The 16,339-nt window shown below is 62.4% G+C and carries 17 protein-coding genes; 9 read left to right on the top strand and 8 right to left on the bottom strand.

Going from position 1 to position 16,339, the window contains the following annotated elements; all coding sequences use genetic code 11:
• Positions 1–167 precede the first annotated feature (167 nt).
• Positions 168–1,196 (top strand): DUF6515 family protein, encoded by a 1,029-nt coding sequence (locus AC3WP7_RS18990; protein ID WP_102592435.1) that lies wholly within the window; start codon positions 168–170, stop codon positions 1,194–1,196.
• On the opposite strand, the gene AC3WP7_RS18995 is transcribed toward AC3WP7_RS18990, so the two are convergent.
• Positions 1,193–2,086 (bottom strand): cation diffusion facilitator family transporter, encoded by an 894-nt coding sequence (locus tag AC3WP7_RS18995; RefSeq protein WP_102592434.1) that lies wholly within the window; start codon positions 2,084–2,086, stop codon positions 1,193–1,195. The two genes, AC3WP7_RS18990 and AC3WP7_RS18995, sit on opposite strands and share 4 nt — an antisense overlap.
• 9 nt (positions 2,087–2,095) lie before the next feature.
• Positions 2,096–2,515, bottom strand: coding sequence for a polyribonucleotide nucleotidyltransferase (locus AC3WP7_RS19000; RefSeq protein ID WP_071489917.1), 420 nt, complete (start codon positions 2,513–2,515; stop codon positions 2,096–2,098).
• Positions 2,516–2,639: 124 nt separating this feature from the next.
• On the opposite strand from AC3WP7_RS19000, the gene hrpB reads away from it, so the two are divergent.
• Positions 2,640–5,150, top strand: a complete 2,511-nt coding sequence (hrpB, locus tag AC3WP7_RS19005; protein WP_102592433.1) for an ATP-dependent helicase HrpB — start codon at positions 2,640–2,642, stop codon at positions 5,148–5,150.
• A gap of 122 nt (positions 5,151–5,272) precedes the next feature.
• On the opposite strand, the gene AC3WP7_RS19010 is transcribed toward hrpB, so the two are convergent.
• Positions 5,273–6,361 carry an endonuclease/exonuclease/phosphatase family protein gene (locus tag AC3WP7_RS19010; protein WP_102592432.1) on the bottom strand — a complete coding sequence of 363 codons (1,089 nt, stop codon included), beginning with the start codon at positions 6,359–6,361 and terminating at the stop codon, positions 5,273–5,275.
• A 40-nt stretch (positions 6,362–6,401) separates the two neighbouring features.
• Entirely contained in the window at positions 6,402–7,061 is a 660-nt protein-coding gene (locus AC3WP7_RS19015) for a DUF7847 domain-containing protein (protein ID WP_093514403.1), read from the bottom strand.
• A 175-nt stretch (positions 7,062–7,236) separates the two neighbouring features.
• Here AC3WP7_RS19015 and AC3WP7_RS19020 point away from each other — a divergent pair, with 175 nt between their 5' ends.
• From AC3WP7_RS19020 to AC3WP7_RS19030, 3 genes are all read left to right on the top strand, one after another.
• On the top strand, positions 7,237–7,974 hold the full coding sequence (locus AC3WP7_RS19020) for a DUF2076 domain-containing protein (protein ID WP_068932002.1): 738 nt from the start codon (positions 7,237–7,239) through the stop codon (positions 7,972–7,974).
• 118 nt (positions 7,975–8,092) lie between these two features.
• Complete coding sequence (locus AC3WP7_RS19025; protein ID WP_025858209.1) at positions 8,093–8,569, top strand: LabA-like NYN domain-containing protein; 477 nt, start codon at positions 8,093–8,095, stop codon at positions 8,567–8,569.
• A gap of 25 nt (positions 8,570–8,594) precedes the next feature.
• Positions 8,595–9,206 (top strand): 3'-5' exonuclease, encoded by a 612-nt coding sequence (locus AC3WP7_RS19030; RefSeq protein WP_092248204.1) that lies wholly within the window; start codon positions 8,595–8,597, stop codon positions 9,204–9,206.
• A 91-nt stretch (positions 9,207–9,297) separates the two neighbouring features.
• On the opposite strand, the gene AC3WP7_RS19035 is transcribed toward AC3WP7_RS19030, so the two are convergent.
• Positions 9,298–9,594, bottom strand: coding sequence for a DUF6124 family protein (locus AC3WP7_RS19035; protein ID WP_093529661.1), 297 nt, complete (start codon positions 9,592–9,594; stop codon positions 9,298–9,300).
• A gap of 490 nt (positions 9,595–10,084) precedes the next feature.
• On the opposite strand from AC3WP7_RS19035, the gene AC3WP7_RS19040 reads away from it, so the two are divergent.
• Complete coding sequence (locus tag AC3WP7_RS19040) at positions 10,085–10,651, top strand: hypothetical protein (RefSeq protein WP_093529663.1); 567 nt, start codon at positions 10,085–10,087, stop codon at positions 10,649–10,651.
• Positions 10,641–10,904, top strand: coding sequence for an acyl carrier protein (locus AC3WP7_RS19045; protein ID WP_093529665.1), 264 nt, complete (start codon positions 10,641–10,643; stop codon positions 10,902–10,904). The genes AC3WP7_RS19040 and AC3WP7_RS19045 overlap by 11 nt, the downstream gene beginning before the upstream one ends.
• 88 nt (positions 10,905–10,992) lie before the next feature.
• On the opposite strand, the gene AC3WP7_RS19050 is transcribed toward AC3WP7_RS19045, so the two are convergent.
• Positions 10,993–11,454, bottom strand: a complete 462-nt coding sequence (locus tag AC3WP7_RS19050; protein WP_058427742.1) for an Lrp/AsnC family transcriptional regulator — start codon at positions 11,452–11,454, stop codon at positions 10,993–10,995.
• Between the two features lie 160 nt (positions 11,455–11,614).
• Here AC3WP7_RS19050 and yedA point away from each other — a divergent pair, with 160 nt between their 5' ends.
• The gene (yedA, locus tag AC3WP7_RS19055; RefSeq protein WP_092248213.1) at positions 11,615–12,511 is read left to right on the top strand and encodes a drug/metabolite exporter YedA; all 897 of its coding nucleotides are present in this window, start codon (positions 11,615–11,617) and stop codon (positions 12,509–12,511) included.
• A 48-nt stretch (positions 12,512–12,559) separates the two neighbouring features.
• A complete protein-coding gene (rhlE1, locus tag AC3WP7_RS19060; RefSeq protein ID WP_102592431.1) occupies positions 12,560–13,894 on the top strand; it encodes an RNA helicase RhlE1 in 1,335 nt (444 codons plus the stop codon).
• 121 nt (positions 13,895–14,015) lie between these two features.
• Here rhlE1 and AC3WP7_RS19065 read toward each other — a convergent pair whose 3' ends face one another.
• Both AC3WP7_RS19065 and AC3WP7_RS19070 read right to left on the bottom strand, forming a co-directional pair.
• The gene (locus AC3WP7_RS19065; RefSeq protein ID WP_102592430.1) at positions 14,016–15,242 is read right to left on the bottom strand and encodes a TIGR03862 family flavoprotein; all 1,227 of its coding nucleotides are present in this window, start codon (positions 15,240–15,242) and stop codon (positions 14,016–14,018) included.
• A gap of 166 nt (positions 15,243–15,408) precedes the next feature.
• A complete protein-coding gene (locus tag AC3WP7_RS19070; RefSeq protein WP_102592429.1) occupies positions 15,409–16,329 on the bottom strand; it encodes a histone deacetylase family protein in 921 nt (306 codons plus the stop codon).
• Between the last annotated feature and the right edge of the window lie 10 nt (positions 16,330–16,339).

Raw genomic sequence — 16,339 nt, forward strand, 5'->3', positions numbered from 1 at the left:
AAGACGGCGTGAGGTGAGCCAACGTCAAAAGCGTTGAGCCAGGACGAAGTTCTCAAGGGGTGGCCGACGGGTCACCCCTTTTCTTTTGCCTGCTGATAACCTGTGCGAGAACCGGGCCTGGCTTTTCCAGTCTCATGGACAGGCCCTAATCCGCAGTGAGGAATAGCATGAAGCGCATCTGGCGTATGGCAGGTGTAGGTTTGCTGGTGGTCACCGTTGGCGCCCAGGCAGTGGCCGACGAACGTGACAACGGGCCGCGTGGTGAAGGCGGTGGTCAGCATGAAAGAGGGCCGGAGGGCGGACGGCCAGGGGGCAATGAACAGCCGCGCCCGCAGAGCAACCCGCCACGGCCGGAAAACAATCAGCCGCGCCCGCAGAATCAGCACTTTGATCGCGGCGTCCAGAACGGAGGCGGCCAATGGCAGGGACGTCCCCAGGGCAATGAGCAGGGTCGGCCGGTGCAACCCCCACCGCCACAACCGTCGAACAGCCTGCCGATCCAGGGCCGCCCCGACACCGTGCGCCAGACCCAGGAGCCCCGTCAGGGCTACTACCGCGACATCCCGCGCCGCAATGACGGCAATCAACACTGGGAAGCCGGCGGCCCCGGCTCGCGTCCCGGCGACAACCGCTGGCCAGGGCGCCCCGACGGCCACGGCAATGGCTGGGGCCCAGGCCCGCAACATCGCCCGGGCTATGTGATCGACCGTTTCCCCGACCGCAACTACCGTGTGCCTTACCGTGGCCAGGATTACTTCTACTCCGGCGGCTATTGGTATCGCCCGCAAGGCCCGCGTTATGTGGTGGTGACGCCACCGTACGGCATCCGTGTGCATTACCTGCCGGACTACGCGCGTGAAGTGTGGGTGGGTGGCGCGCTGTTCTTCCTCGCCGCGGGTGCCTATTACACCTACGAAAGCAGCTCCCAGCAGTACGTGGTCGTGCAACCACCGACGCAGGTGCCGCCGCCGCCCGCGCCGCAAGGCAATGGCTATGATGTGGTGGCATATCCCACCAACGGCCAGTCGCCGGCCCAGGTGCAGCAGGACGGTTATGACTGCTATCGCTGGGCGGTGCAGCAAAGCGGTTTCGACCCGCAGCAAGTGACCTACGCCCCCGACCCTGCAGTGGTGCAAACCTATCGCCAGGCCCAGGGCAACTGCCTGAGCAGTCGCGGCTATCAGGTGCAGTACTAGGGTTTATTGCCCGTGACCACTTCCCGTGGGTCGGCGTGCACCAGCACTTCGGCACGCGGGTAGGCTTTGTGAATGGCATCGGCGGCCTGGTCGCTGATGCCGTGGGCCACTGACAGCGTCAATTCCCCCGGCAATTCCAGGTGCAGCTGTACGAACCAGTGGCTGCCGGAAATCCGCGTGCGCAAATCATGGGCGCCCAACACTCCGGGCACACCACGGGCCAGTTCCAGCATGTGCTGGCTGACCTCCGGCGGCAGCTCCTCGTCCATCAGTACCGCAAAACTTTCCCGGGCGATCTGGATCGCGCTCCACAAGATATAGGCGGCAATGCCCAGGCCGAACCAGGCGTCCACCTGGTGGTAGCCAAACCCTGCCAGCACCAGCGCCACCAGGATGCTGCCGTTGAGCAGCAGGTCCGAGCGATAGTGCAGTGAGTCGGCGCGCACGGCGTTGGAGCCGGTTTCGCGGATCACCCGGTGTTGCAGCATCAACAAGGCCACGGTCAGGACCAGGGAAAACATAATCACGCCAATGCTCAGCCACGGTGCGCCGACCGGCTCCGGGTGTTGCAGGCGCTGGTAGGCCTGGAACGCGATCAACACCGCACTGCCGCCGATGAATAGCGCCTGGGCCATGCCGGACAGCGACTCAGCCTTGCCATGCCCATAGCGGTGATCGTCATCGGCCGGGCGCAAGGCGTAGTGCACCGCGAGCAAATTCAACAGCGAGGTCACGCCGTCCAACAGCGAATCGGTCAAGCCGGCGAGCATGCTCACCGAGCCGCTGAGCCACCAGGCGATGGCCTTGGTGATAATCAGCGCACAGGCCACGCCCACCGAAGCGCGGGTGGCCAGGCGCAAGAGCCTGGCGTGTTCGGGACTGCTGGTCATGGACGGTCCTTATGCGGCGGGTTGCAGGCCCAGGGACGCGAGTTGCTGCACACTGCCCTTGAACTGGATCATGCGCGGGTCGTCCAGCGGCAGGCTGCGGCCGGTTTCCTTCTGGATGATGCTTTGCAGCTTGGCATTGTCGACCTTGCCGTCGGCGCCAATGGCGTCGTGGAGTTTGGCCGGGTCGACCTGGGCAGTCTTGCCCGGTTCGAAATAGATGGCGCCGGTGGCGAAGTCCACGCCGAACGCGATCAGGCCGGGGATCACATAGAACAACAGGCCCACGGCGTCGAGCACGGCAATGGTCGGGTCGATCTTGCCGTCGATCTGGCCACGGCGGTCGGGGTAGAAAATCGACCCGCAGGCGGTGAGTTGGCTCAGCAGGGTGACGGCGAGGACACCGCCGATGACACGGGAAGCGATACGCATGGGGACTCTCCTGAACACGGTGGATACGCGACTATATAGCAACGGCCTTACAGCAATGGCCTTGAGACCATCGTCGGCATTCGGCAGTTCGCCGTTATACTCGCCGCTCTGCTTTGGAGCCAGTATGAATTCGTTGCCGATCGATGAAGTTTTACCCGCACTGCGTGACGCCTTGGCGAATCGCCATGAAGCCGTGCTGGAAGCACCGCCCGGCGCCGGTAAAACCACCCGTGTGCCTTTGGCGTTGTTGAACGAGCCCTGGCTGGCCGGACAGACCATCCTCATGCTCGAACCCCGCCGCCTGGCCGCCCGTGCCGCGGCCGAACGCCTGGCCAGCGAGCTGGGTGAAAAGGTCGGCGAAACGATCGGCTATCGCATCCGCCTGGACAGCAAAGTCGGCCCTGACACCCGCATCGAAGTGGTCACCGAAGGCATCCTCACCCGCCGTCTGCAGGACGACCCGGCGCTGGACGGTGTGGGCCTGTTGATCTTCGACGAGTTCCACGAGCGCAGCCTCGACGCCGACCTGGCGCTGGCCCTGAGCCTCAACGGCCGCGAACTGTTTCGCGATGAGCAACCGCTGAAGATCCTGCTGATGTCCGCCACTCTGGAAGGCGAGCGTCTGGCCAGCCTGCTGGATGACGCGCCGATCCTGCGCAGTGAAGGCCGCATGTTCCCGGTGCAGATGCGCTGGGGCCGCCCTTATCAGCCCGGTGAATTCATCGAACCGCGGGTGGTGCAAACCATCCTCGAAGCCCTGCACGACGAAACCGGCAGCGTGCTGGTCTTCCTGCCAGGGCAGGCAGAAATTCGTCGGGTCCACCAGCAACTGGCCGACGTCCTCGGCGAGCGCCCCGATGTGCTGTTGTGTCCGCTGCATGGCGAGTTGGACCTCAACGCTCAACGCGCCGCCATCGACCCGGCGCCCGCCGGTAAACGCAAAGTCGTGCTGGCGACCAACATTGCCGAGACCAGCCTCACCATCAACGGCGTGCGCGTGGTGATCGATGCCGGGCTGGCACGCGTACCGCGTTTCGACCCGGGCAGCGGCATGACTCGCCTCGACACCCAGCGTATCTCCCGCGCCAGCGCCACCCAGCGCGCCGGTCGGGCAGGGCGCCTTGAGCCGGGCGTGTGTTATCGCCTGTGGTCCGAAGACCAGCATGAAGGCCTGGCTGCCTACGGCAGTGCGGAAATCCTCGCCGCCGACCTGGCGGGCCTGGCCCTGCAGCTGGCGCGCTGGGGCGTTACACCCAATCAATTGGTGTGGCTGGATGTGCCGCCGACCGCCGCGTATGCCCAGGCCCAGGATTTGCTGGTGCGCCTCGGTGCGTTGAATGACGACACACTCACCGCCCACGGCCAGAAAATGGCCGAACTGCCGGCCCACCCGCGTATCGCCCATCTGCTGTTGCGCGGGCAGGACCTGGGGCTGGCAAGCACCGCGTGCGATGTCGCCGCGCTGTTGGGCGAGCGCGATATCTTGCGCGGCAGCGGTGCGGACTTGCACAGTCGCTTGGCGCTGCTGTCCGGTGAAGAGCGCTCGCGCGGTACGCAAGGCGGCGTGCAACGGGCCAGGCAGTTGGCCCGGCAATACCGCGGCTATTTAAGAGGGCAGGCGACTCAAGCAGTGGCCGACCCCGATCATCCGCGCTGGCTCGGCGCCTTGCTGGCACTGGCCTACCCGGACCGCGTTGCCCAGCAACGTCGCCCGGGCGGTGCCGAGTACCGCCTGGCCAACGGCCGCGCGGCGCTGTTCGCCGAGGCCGATAGCCTGATGAAACAACCCTGGCTGGTCATCGCCGACCTGGGCAGCCGCCAGGGCCAGCGTGAAGAGCGCATCTACCTGGCGGCGGATTTTGACCCGGCGCTGTTCGACACGGTGCTTGCCGAACAAGTGCGCAGCGTCGATCAACTCGACTGGGACGAGCGTGAAGGCGTGCTGCGCGCCGAGCGCCAACGCAAAGTTGGTGAGTTAGTGCTCAGCCGCGAACCCCTCACCGGCCTCGATGAGTCCGCGCGCAGTCAGGCACTGGTCAACCTGGTGCGTCGCAAAGGCCTGGAACTGCTGCCGTGGACGCCGGAACTGCGCCAATGGCAGGCCCGCGTCATGCTGCTGCGTCACCTTGACGCCGGCAAAACCAGTGAATGGCCGGATATCAGCGACAGTGCCTTGCTCGCCAGCCTCGAACACTGGCTGATGCCCTACCTGGGCAAAGTGTCGCGCCTGAGCCATTTCGCCAACCTGGATATCTCCAGTTTCCTGCACAACCTGCTGCCGTGGCCGCTGCCCCAGCGTCTCGATGAACTGGCGCCGCAGCATGTGAAAGTGCCGTCGGGCTCGTCGGTGCGGCTGGACTACAGCGAACAGCCACCGATCCTCGCGGTGCGCTTGCAGGAGTTGTTCGGGCTGGCCGACACCCCGCGCATTGCCGGTGGGCGCCAGGTGGTGAAGCTGCACCTGCTGTCCCCGGCGCGACGGCCGGTGCAGGTCACCCAGGATCTGGCGAACTTCTGGCGCAGCACCTACGCCGAGGTGAAGAAGGATCTGAAGGGGCGCTATCCCAAGCATTACTGGCCGGATGATCCGTTGGTGGCCGAGGCAACAGCGCGGATCAAACCCCGCAAGTCGTAACACCACAGGGTCCAAATGTGGGAGGGGGCTTGCCCCCGATAGCGGTCTGTCAGCTAGAGAGGTATTGGCTGGCACACTGTAATCGGGGGCAAGTCCCCTCCCACATGGGTTTGTGGTGTTGGTTATGGCGCGGCCGGTAGCAGGAACCGGGCGATCACCGGCAGGTGGTTGGATATCCGCAAGGTGTCTTCCTGCCGCACTTTCGCCTCGACCCGCTTGATCCGTGGGCTGTAGAACAGGTAATCCAGCGTGCGGTCCGGCCCGTCCACGCTTGGGTCGTTAGGGAAGTGCGTCAGCCACTTCTCACGGTCGATGCCGCTGGATTGGCTGTTGCTCGGGACCATCGGGTATTTGTCCCACAGCAGATGCAGCTCGCTGTCCGGCGAATACTGCCCGCGCTTGCCGGCGTCCAGGCGCAGGAATTGGCCCAGGGGCAGCAGGTTGAAATCCCCGCCGATCAGCCAGGGCGTGCCGCGCCCTTCGAATTTATCCAGCAGCTTGACCGTGGTCTGTACTTGTTCCAATACCGCGCTGCGCCCTGGGGCGTCACCGTCCAGGCGCGTGTTGAGCACCGCCAGTTGGCCGCCGTCGCTCAGGGGCAGGTAAGTCAGCAGCAAGGCCGGCTTGGGCTGGAACTGGCGGCTGAGGATGTTGGCCTCGGACGCCGGCAATTGCAGGCGTTCGGCGTGTTCGATCTGATAGCGGCTGAGTGTCGCGAGCTTGCGGCCGACGCTGCCGAAGATATGCCAATCGGGCACGAAGTCGGCTTTCCAGTCGAAGGCCTGGGCGCTGCATGGGTACAGGTCGACCAGGCGTTCCTGCAGCAGGGCCAGTTGGTCCTGATAGTGGGAAGGCTTGGCTTTTTCGTCGAGCTCCTGCAAGAGCAGGATGTCGGGTTGTTCGTCGCGGATCACCCGCGCCACTTCGTCAAGGCTGGCGGCCATGTCTTCCACGGTAGGCCGATCATCCGGGCCGCTGCCATCGGCCGTGTCGTACCAGAACACGTAGTTCTTGCCGGCCAGGTATTGCACGTTCCAGGTCATGACCTTGAGCGCCTGCCCCGGCAGCAGCGTGGGCGCACGCGGCGCAACGCAACTCACCGGCAGGGTTTCCTTGGGCTCGGGACGCCAGGTCAGGCTGTAGACCATGGCTGCAAACAGCCCCGCGATGATCAGCAGGCTCAGCAAGGTGATGCGCAATAAACGGGTCATCGGCTCGGCTTATAGCGTTTCAGAAGTGGCACGGAGCATATCACCGCGCGTCGGCATCGCCACCGATCAGCATGAATAAACGGAACAGTACCACGCTGGTAAACAGCTGCAGGAAGCTGTGGGCGCTGTCCAGTAACAGGCCCAGCAGCGGCGCGGGCGCGGGGTAGGCCGCTACGCTGGCGCCCTTGAGCAGCCACAACGGCGTCATCACACACAGCAGGCACACCAGGATCCTCCAGAAATGCCCACGGCTCAGGCGGAAACTTTCCTTCATCGCCTCCAGCGCTGGCATGCCGCGCAGCACCAGCAGGTACTCGGCAAACGCCAGCACCACCATCAGCCACAGGCCCGGCAGGAAATACAGCGACAGCCCCAGCAGGATCAGCAGCGTGCTCATGGCCGTCAGCAGGGCAAAGCGCGGCCACAGGGTCAAGGCCATGGCCCAGACATCCTTGGTGCGCGGCGATTCGCCACGGGTGCGGGCATCCAGAAACAGGATCAAGGCCCCGGTGTACAGCGGGTACACCAGCAACCCCACCACCACGCTGTAGCCGGGGAATGCATCCTCGCCCACCACGTGATTCAGCACCTGTTGCAGCAGGGCTTCGAAAATCACCAACGGCAAGCACAACTGGACGATGGCGCCCAAGTTGCGTTGGGTGAAACGGAAAGAGTCGCGCAGCACGTCTAACGGATTCATCAAGTTCATCGCAGGCCTGAAAGCAAGGGCAACACTTTAACCGATCATCACCGGCGGTGAGCAAACGTAAACCTTGAGTAAAGACCATTGAAACAACTCGTAACACCCCCATAACTAGAGCGGCGCCTGATGACAGGCACACCACGATTTCTACCGGCAATCTAACGAGGTCGCCATGAACAGCGAAGAGCAAACCCTGATCGATGGACTGTTTTCACGGTTGCAACAAGCCGAAACGGACTCAGCCCCCCGCGACGCCCAGGCCGAAGCGCGGATCAAGGAGCACATGACGCGCCAACCGGCGGCCGGGTACTACATGACCCAGTCGATCCTGGTGCAGGAACATGCGCTCAAGAGCCTCGACGCGCAGAACAAGCAGCAGGCGCAGCAGATCCAGCAATTGCAGGATGAACTGCAGAGGGCCAAATCCGCGCAGCCTGCTCCGGCGAGCAGCGGCGGTTTCCTGTCGAGCATCTTTGGCGGCGGTGGTTCCCGTGATCAGCAGCCGGCTCAAAGTGCACCGCCTTCTTCTGGTGGCGGCTGGCGCGAACCGGCGCGGCCTGGGTTCAGCCAACCTGCCCCGCAGCAGAATTATCAACAGCCTGCTCCAGCCGCTCCGGTGGGTAGCGGTTTCCTCGGCGGCGCGATGAAAACCGCAGCCGGCGTGGCCGGTGGTGTATTGCTGGCCGAAGGCATCAGCAGCCTGTTCAACCACAATTCGCAACAGCCGCAAGTCGTGGAAGAAATTATTCGTGAGGAGCCAGCGCCTGCCAGTGACAACGGCAACTGGGGCAATGATGACCAGAAGTACGCCGGCAACGACAGCTGGGGCAGCAACAATTCGGACAGCTTTGCCGACAGCGATTATTCCGACGATTCTTCCTCCTTCGGCGACGACGATTCCTTCGTCTGACCTACCTTGGCCCGGGGCGCTGCGTCGCCCCGGTCTGATTTTTCCCGGCAACCCTCTCGCGGCTGGCATACTTGCACCCTTTCCGGGCCCTGGCGCCTGGCTGTCATGAGGAAGTGCGGTGAAGAAAATTGCAGTGTTCGCCGATGTGCAAAACCTCTACTACACCGTCCGCCAGGCCTATGGTTGCCACTTCAACTACGCCGCGCTGTGGGCTGACATCAGCGCGCGCGGGCAGATCGTCGAGGCGTACGCCTATGCCATCGACCGTGGCGACAGCAAGCAGCAGCAATTCCAGCAGATCCTGCGCAACCTGGGCTTCACGGTAAAACTCAAGCCCTACATCCAGCGCAGCGACGGCTCGGCCAAGGGCGACTGGGACGTGGGCATCACCCTCGACATCATGGACGCCGCCGACCACGTCGATGAAATTGTGCTGGCCTCCGGCGACGGTGATTTCGACATGCTGCTCGACCGGGTTATCCACAAGCATGGCGTCGAGGCCGTGGCCTATGGCGTACCGGGGCTGACGGCCAATTCATTGATACGCGCCGCCAGCCGCTACGTGCCGATCGAAGGCGCTTTGTTGCTTAAATAGATCTTCAGATGGAGTTGGAACAGGTTTGGAACGTATAGCGGTCATCGACTTTGAAACCACCGGCATCACCCCGAGCAGCCGTTGCCGGGCCACGGAAATCGCGGTGGTCATCCTTGAGCGTGGCCAGATCGTGGACCGCTACCAGAGCCTGATGAAAACCGGCGTGCACGTGCCGGCGTTTATCGAACAACTCACCGGCATCAGCAACGCCATGCTGCGCAGCGCGCCGCCGGCGGAGCGGGTGATGAACGAGGTCAATGAGTTCGTCGGGACTACGCCGCTGATGGCGCACAACGCTGCGTTCGACCAGAAGTTCTGGGATTACGAATTGGGCTTGATCCGCCGCACGCGTTTGCAGAAGTTTGCGTGTTCTCTGTTATTGGCGCGACGCCTGATGCCGTCGGCGCCAAACCATAAGCTCGGCACGTTGAACGCCTTCGCTCAACTGCCCCACACCGGCCAGGCTCACCGCGCGCTGGCGGATGCGGAGATGGCGGCCAACCTCACGGCGCACCTGGCCCAGGAGCTGCGCCGTACCCACGGCTTGCGCGAACTGTCCCACGACCTGCTGTGCACCTTGCAGAAAGTGCCGGCGGCGAAGATCAATGAGCACTTGAAGAAGCATCGCGGGTTCTGACCTCGCCACACGCTCCAGAACACTGGGCTCTGAATGTGAAACTCAACATGTGGGAGGGGGCAAGCCCCCTCCCACATGGGTTCTGCGGTGTTTAGCGAGGCTGCACACAGGCCAACGCCCGATCCACTACACCCTTGGCCATCTCCACTAAATGCATCACGGCCCGCTGTTGCGCCTTCATCGCTTCACTCGACGCGTGCGCCGTCTCCACCGCGCAATGCAGCAAATCTGCCGCATGGGCCAGGGCCTCTTCGAAACTCAGGTTGTCGTTCGGGGTGAAGGTGGGCGCATCCGGGGCGGACGCTTTGAGGTAGTAGTCGATGGCGCGGCGGTTGAGCAGGGCGTCTTCGCTGAGGAAGCATGGTGGGTCGGGGGTTACTTTGACCATGGTGAACACTCCTTGCTGGGAAGAAGTCGACACCCTTCGCTTGCACGCGAATGAGGGTGGCAACTGTACGTAGGTGTGCAAGACCGGGGCAAGGAGCTAAACCCAGCAGACCCGAAGGTCTCCCACGCACAGCCGCCATAACGGGCGAACGCCAAGCATCAAGCTGGGCATTAAGCTGTAGGTTTATTTGTGGATTCTGCTTGCCGTCGGACTTGCACGTCCGTTCACCGAACATTCGATGAAGCAGCGAGACTAGCTACCTGATCCGACGGAAACAAGGCCGTCGGATTCTCTCGGAAACGTCCTTCAAATGAAAGAGATGGGTCTTGCTGGCCATTGAAAACCTGGCTTTTGAAGGCGGGTTTCTGAATGGTCAGTAGGCAGAATCCTAGTGCTGCGTAGGACCCTTCTGTTTTTCCGCTTCATTCGCCTACCACCTCTTTTTGCGACCTACCATCCCGCCTGCCATTTACGTACAGGGATTACAGGCATGCGGGAAAGCGATCTTCATACAGCGATCATGAGAAGTCACCTCGAACTCGGGTTAAATCGTATTGATCTAGGCTCAACCTCTAGCCTGGCGTTTCATTTGGGTAACTCGATGACAAGCTGTCCTGCGGTCATGGCACTGCCGAACTCCCCAGGTATTAGCAGCGGCGGCAGTTATCACCTGCTTAAACCCATTTATGCCGATTCGACGGGTCCAAACACCACGGCTGAGGACCTCTGGAAATGCACTCAGGAGCACTATGGGTTGACGGCAGCAACATTTGTCACCGCGTCGGCAGGCATACCAATCAGCAAAATAGCCGTGGGTACTTGGGTTCACGTGGGTTCAAGCAAAACGACAAACCTGGCTAGCCTCATTGGCATGCGCTTTTTCCCTCGCACGCTAATCAGGCAGCCCACAATGGCTAGGATGGCCAAGGCAACGTTTGGCACAGTCCGGGTATTTGGCATTATCGGGCGAGGTATTCCCTTCGTTGCTGCAGGACTGGCCGTCTTTGATTTAATCAGTATTGGTAAGTGTGCCTATGAGGCAAGAAATGGACGGTAATCTGACCAGGGCCGAGATCAGCGAAAAGGTGATTCAACTGTTCGTCGACATCATTGGCTTCATCGACCGAAGCCAGGTGACGGAACAAACGGATTTCATCCGCGACTTCAAGATTATTGATGACGACCTGACCTGCTTCGTCATGCAGATCAAGTGGCAATTCAATCTGCAAGCCACTCAGGCGGATTGGGATCACATCACCACGATCAAGCAGATTGTCGATTTGATTGTTGAGCGCTCAAGTCTGCTTTGATGCAACTGACGTCATCGCAGGCAAGCCAGCTCCCGCCGTTGGAATGCATTTCAACTGTGGGAGCTGGCTTGCCTGCGATGGCGGCGGTTCAGCCACCATTTTTCCCATTGCCCTCCAACTGCCCCAACGGCACCCGCCTCTCTATCGCACTCGACAAAATAATCGAGGTCTTGCTGAACCCGAACTTCGCGATCCGGTTGATCAAATTCTCCAACTCCGGCATCGACCCCACCGCCGCCTGCATGATCACGCACGGGTCGCCGGTCACCCGATGGCATTCTGTCAGCTCGGGAATTTCCGCCAGCGCGTCGTACACCTTCTGACTGCCATGATTGGTCAACCGCAGTTCAATCACGCACTGGATCGGCAACCCCACCTTGGATAAATCCACCTTGGCCTGATACCCGGTGATCACCCCGCTGGCCTCCAATTTGGCCACGCGCTCGGCCACGGCAGGGGCGGAGAGGTTTACCGTGCGGGCCAGTTGCGCGTAGGACGCGCGGCCGTCTTCGAGCAGGGCGCTGAGGAGCATGCGGTCGTATTTGTCCATGATAAGGCTCCGGTTACGCGTGACTTTCGAAAGCACGGTTTATAGCCTTCACAACCATGCTTTGAAAAGTGTAACGGCGTTTTAAACAGGTTTTGTAACTTATGTTTAACGACCTGTCTTTTTAGAATAAGCCTCCCATCTCCTGCCATAGAGCTGCCCAATGCCTGGCCCACGTCGCTTTCCCTTACCGTTGATCGCCGCTTTTTTTGCGCTGTATGTGATCTGGGGGTCCACCTATCTGGTGATTCGCATCGGCGTTGAGTACTGGCCGCCGTTGTTGCTGGCGGGGATTCGGTTTTGCACGGCGGGGGCGTTGATGTATGGCTTCCTGCGCTGGCGTGGGGTGCCGGCGCCGACGTGGCCGCAGTGGAAAGCAGCCGGGATGATTGGTCTTTTGCTGCTCACCGTGGGCAACGGCGGTGTCAGCGTGGCGGAACACATGGGGGTGTCTTCCGGCGTGGCGGCGCTGGCCGTGGCGACGGTGCCGTTGTTCACCTTGCTGTGTGGGTATTTCTGGGGCGCGCGCAACACTCGCTTGGAGTGGGCGGGGGTGATTCTGGGGATCATCGGCATCGCCATGCTCAATATGGGCAGCACGTTGCAGTCGAGCCCGATGGGTGCTGTGTTGCTGTTGGTGGCGGCGGCTTCCTGGGCGTTTGGTTCGGTGTGGAGCCGGCAATTGCCGTTGCCCCAGGGCGCGATGGCCAGTGCTGCGGAGATGCTGGTCGCCGGTGTGGCGCTGTTGTTCGTCAGCGCGCTATCCGGTGAACGCCTGCAGGCCGCGCCGCCGCTGGAAGGCTGGCTGGCCCTGGCCTATCTGACGGTATTCGGCTCGATCATCGCCTTCAATGCCTACATGTACCTGCTCAAGCACGTACGCCCGGCGGCGGCGACCAGCTATGCCTACGTCAACCCGGCGGTGGCGGTATTGCTGGGGATTGTATTCGTGGGCGAGACCATCGGGCTGGAAGAAGCCCTGGCGATGCTGGTGATCATTAGCGCCGTCCTGCTGATCAGCCTGCCCCAGTGGCGCAAGCCCAAGCCGGAAATAAGGTAAACTGCGGCGCATTGCGACCTTGCGCTGAATTTTTCCTACGGTAAACACATGACTTTCGCCACCCTTGGCCTGATCGAACCTTTGCTGCGCGCCCTTGAGACGCTTGGCTACCAGACCCCGACGCCGGTGCAGGCGCAAGCCATTCCGGCAGTGCTGGCCGGTCGCGACCTGATGGCCGCGGCCCAGACCGGCACCGGCAAGACCGCCGGTTTCGCCCTGCCGCTCCTGCAACTGCTGACGATGGAAGGGCCGAAAGTCGCCGCCAACTCGGCGCGTGCGCTGATCCTGTGCCCGACCCGCGAGCTGGCCGAGCAGGTGCACGCCAGCGTCGCCGAGTACGCCCAACACCTGCCACTCACCACCTACGCGGTGTACGGCGGCGTGAGCATCAACCCGCAGATGATGAAGCTGCGCAAGGGCGTCGACATTCTGGTCGCCACGCCCGGTCGCCTGATCGACCTGTTCCGCCAGAACGCGCTGAAGCTCAACCAACTGCAAACCCTGGTGCTCGACGAAGCCGACCGCATGCTCGACCTGGGCTTCTCGGAAGAGCTGGCGAACATCTACCGCATGCTGCCGAAAAGGCGCCAGACCCTGCTGTTCTCCGCGACCTTCTCCGATGACATCCGCCTGCTGGCCGGGCAGATGCTCAACGACCCGCTGAGCATCGAAGTCAGCCCGCGCAACGTTGCTGCCAACACCGTGAAGCAGTGGATCGTGCCGGTGGACAAGAAGCGCAAGCCGGAGCTGTTTGTGCACCTGATGCGCAAAGGCCGCTGGAAGCAGGTGCTGGTGTTCGCCAAGACCCGTAACGGCGTGGATGCGCTGGTGGATAAGTTGCAGGGCCTGGGCATCAATGCCGACGGCATCCATGGCGACAAGCCTCAAGCGACCCGCCAACGTGCGCTGGACCGTTTCAAATCCAGTGAAGTGCAGATCCTGGTAGCCACTGATGTGGCAGCCCGTGGCCTGGACATCGAAGACTTGCCGCTGGTGGTCAACTTCGACTTGCCGATCGTGGCTGAAGACTACATCCACCGAATCGGCCGTACCGGGCGTGCGGGCAATACCGGTGAGGCGATTTCCCTGGTGTGTGCCGATGAAGTGAACATGCTGTCGGCCATCGAGATGCTCACGCGTCAGACCTTGACCCGCAAGATGGAGCCGGACTTCGAACCGGAGCACCGCGTGCCGGACACCGACGTCAGCGGGCAGGTGGTAAAGAAGCCGAAGAAACCGAAGAAGCCTAAAACGTCCGGTGGTGGCGGTAAGCGCAACCTGGGCAAGTGGGTGGACAGCGGTGAAGTGACGCCGGCGGAGCCTTCGATCAAGCCGGTGCGCAAGGTGCCGGTGTTCAATACCGGGCCGCGCAAGAAGAAGTAAGTTTTTCAGCGCGGCTGATGGCCTCATCGGGGGCAAGCCCCCTCCCACACTTTGATTTGTGAATACAGTCAAATGTGGGAGGGGGCTTGCCCCCGATGGCGGCTTTGAATTCACCGCAATCTCAGCGATTGAGCCACTCCAACATCCCCCGCCCAGCCGCCCGGCCGCTGGCAAAACACCCCGTCAGCAAATACCCCCCGGTCGGCGCTTCCCAATCCAGCATCTCCCCCGCACAAAACACTCCCGGCAACTGCTTGAGCATCAAGCGCTCATCCAGCGCCTCAAACGGCACGCCGCCTGCGGTGCTGATCGCTTCATCCATGGGCCGGGTCTTCACCAGGAGCAAGGGCAGCGCCTTGATATCCACCGCCAACTGCGCCGGATTATTGAAGTGGTCAGCCGGCGCCCACTCGCGCAGCAGTGCGGCTTTCACCCCATCCAACCCCAATTGACTGTGCAGATGCTTGCTCATCGAGCGCGAACCACGCGGCTTGGCCAGGGCAGCCAGGACCTTGTCCAGCGGCTTGCTCGACAACAGGTCGATATGCACGGTGGCCGCACCGTCGCGGTTGATCGCTTCTCGAATCGGCGCGGCCAGCGCGTAGATCAAGCTGCCTTCGATGCCGGTAGCGGTGATCACGCATTCGCCCAGCCGAGGCTTGTCGTCCCCCAGCCCGATGGCGACGTTTTTCAACGGCGCGCCAGCGAATTTGCTGACCATCAATTCGCTCCAGGCCGACACCTCGAAACCGCAGTTGCTCGGTTGCAGCGGGGCGCAGGGCACGCCGCGATCCGCCAGCAACGGGAGCCACGCACCGTCCGAGCCCAGGCGCGACCAGCTGCCGCCGCCCAGCGCCAGCAGCACGGCATCGCTGCGGACCGTTTTTTCGCCTTCGGGGCTGTGGATAAGTAAGTCGCCCTCGGCATTCCAGCCTACCCAACGATGCCGGGTGTGGATAACCACGCCCTGGTCGCGCAGACGCTTGAGCCAGGCGCGCAGCAGCGGGGCGGCTTTCATATCTGTAGGAAACACTCGGCCCGAGCTGCCGACAAAGGTCTTGATCCCCAAGCCATGAATCCACTCGCACAACGCCTCGGCCCCAAAACTACGCAGCAGTGGCGCCATGTGCGGCGCACGTTCGGCATAGCGCGACAGAAACGCCGGGTACGCCTCGGAGTGGGTGATGTTCATGCCGCCCACGCCGGCCAGCAGGAACTTGCGCCCCACGGACGGCATGCCGTCGTACAGGTCCACCCGTACGCCTGCCTGGCTCAGGACTTCGGCGGCCGTCAATCCGGCAGGGCCGCCGCCGATGATGATGACGTGTGGGGGAGGGGTATCGGGCATGGGCTGCGCTCGCATAAATTAGCCGAGCATTCTACCCGACGAGAGTGAAAACGCCTGATCAAAAAACGTACAGCTTCCTACAGGCCTTATGATTAGTAGCTCTCACACGCTTACACTCAAGTTATCCACAGGTGGTTCCACAGGCATTGTGGGTAACGCCCACAGTTCAGTGACAACCTGATGACGTCCATACCCGTTGCGCACTGTGGTGCAGAATACCGTGGCGGCGGGCCAGGGCCGGGCGGTCCTTGCTGTAGCCGCCGCCGATCACGCCCATCACCGGGATGTCGCGGCCCAGGCAATGGCGCATCACGCTTTCATCGCGGGCGGCGACGCCTTGGTCTGTCAGCTTGAGGCAACCGAGGGCGTCGTCCTTGTGCACATCGACGCCGGCGTCGTACAGCACCAGGTCCGGCTGGTAGAGCGGCAGCAGGTAGTTGAGCGCGTCGTCCACCACCTTGAGGTAGTCGGCGTCGCCCATGCCCATCGGCAGAGGGATGTCCCAGTCACTCTGGGCCTTGCGCGCGGGGAAGTTCTTTTCGCAGTGCAGCGACACGGTGATGGCGTCTGGCGTGTCGTGGAGGATGCGTGCCGTGCCATCGCCCTGGTGCACGTCGCAATCGAAGATCAGCACGCGGTTGACCCGGCCACTGGCCAGCAGGTAATGGCTGATCACCGCCAGGTCATTGAAGATGCAGAAGCCCGCCGGGTAATCGTAGTGAGCGTGGTGGGTGCCGCCTGCAAGGTGGCAGGCCAGGCCGTGTTCCAGTGCTTGCTCCGCTGCCAGGATGGAGCCACCGACCGCGCGCACGGTGCGCCGGGCCAGGGCTTCGTTCCAGGGCAGGCCGAGGCGACGTTGGTCCTCGCGGGACAACTCGCCGCCCATGTAGCGTTCGATATACCCAGCGTCATGGGCCAGGGCCAGAATCTCTGGCGGGCACAGCTGCGGGCGCAGCAGTTGGCTGTCCTCGGTCAGTCCGGTGGACACCAGGTGGTCGCGCAGCAGGCGGAACTTGTCCATGGGGAACCGGTGGTCCGCCGGGAACTCGGGGCTGTAGTCATCGTGGTAGATCAATGGCAGAGGCATGGGATTTTCT

The sequence above is a fragment of the Pseudomonas sp. FW305-3-2-15-C-LB1 genome, from assembly GCF_058787615.1.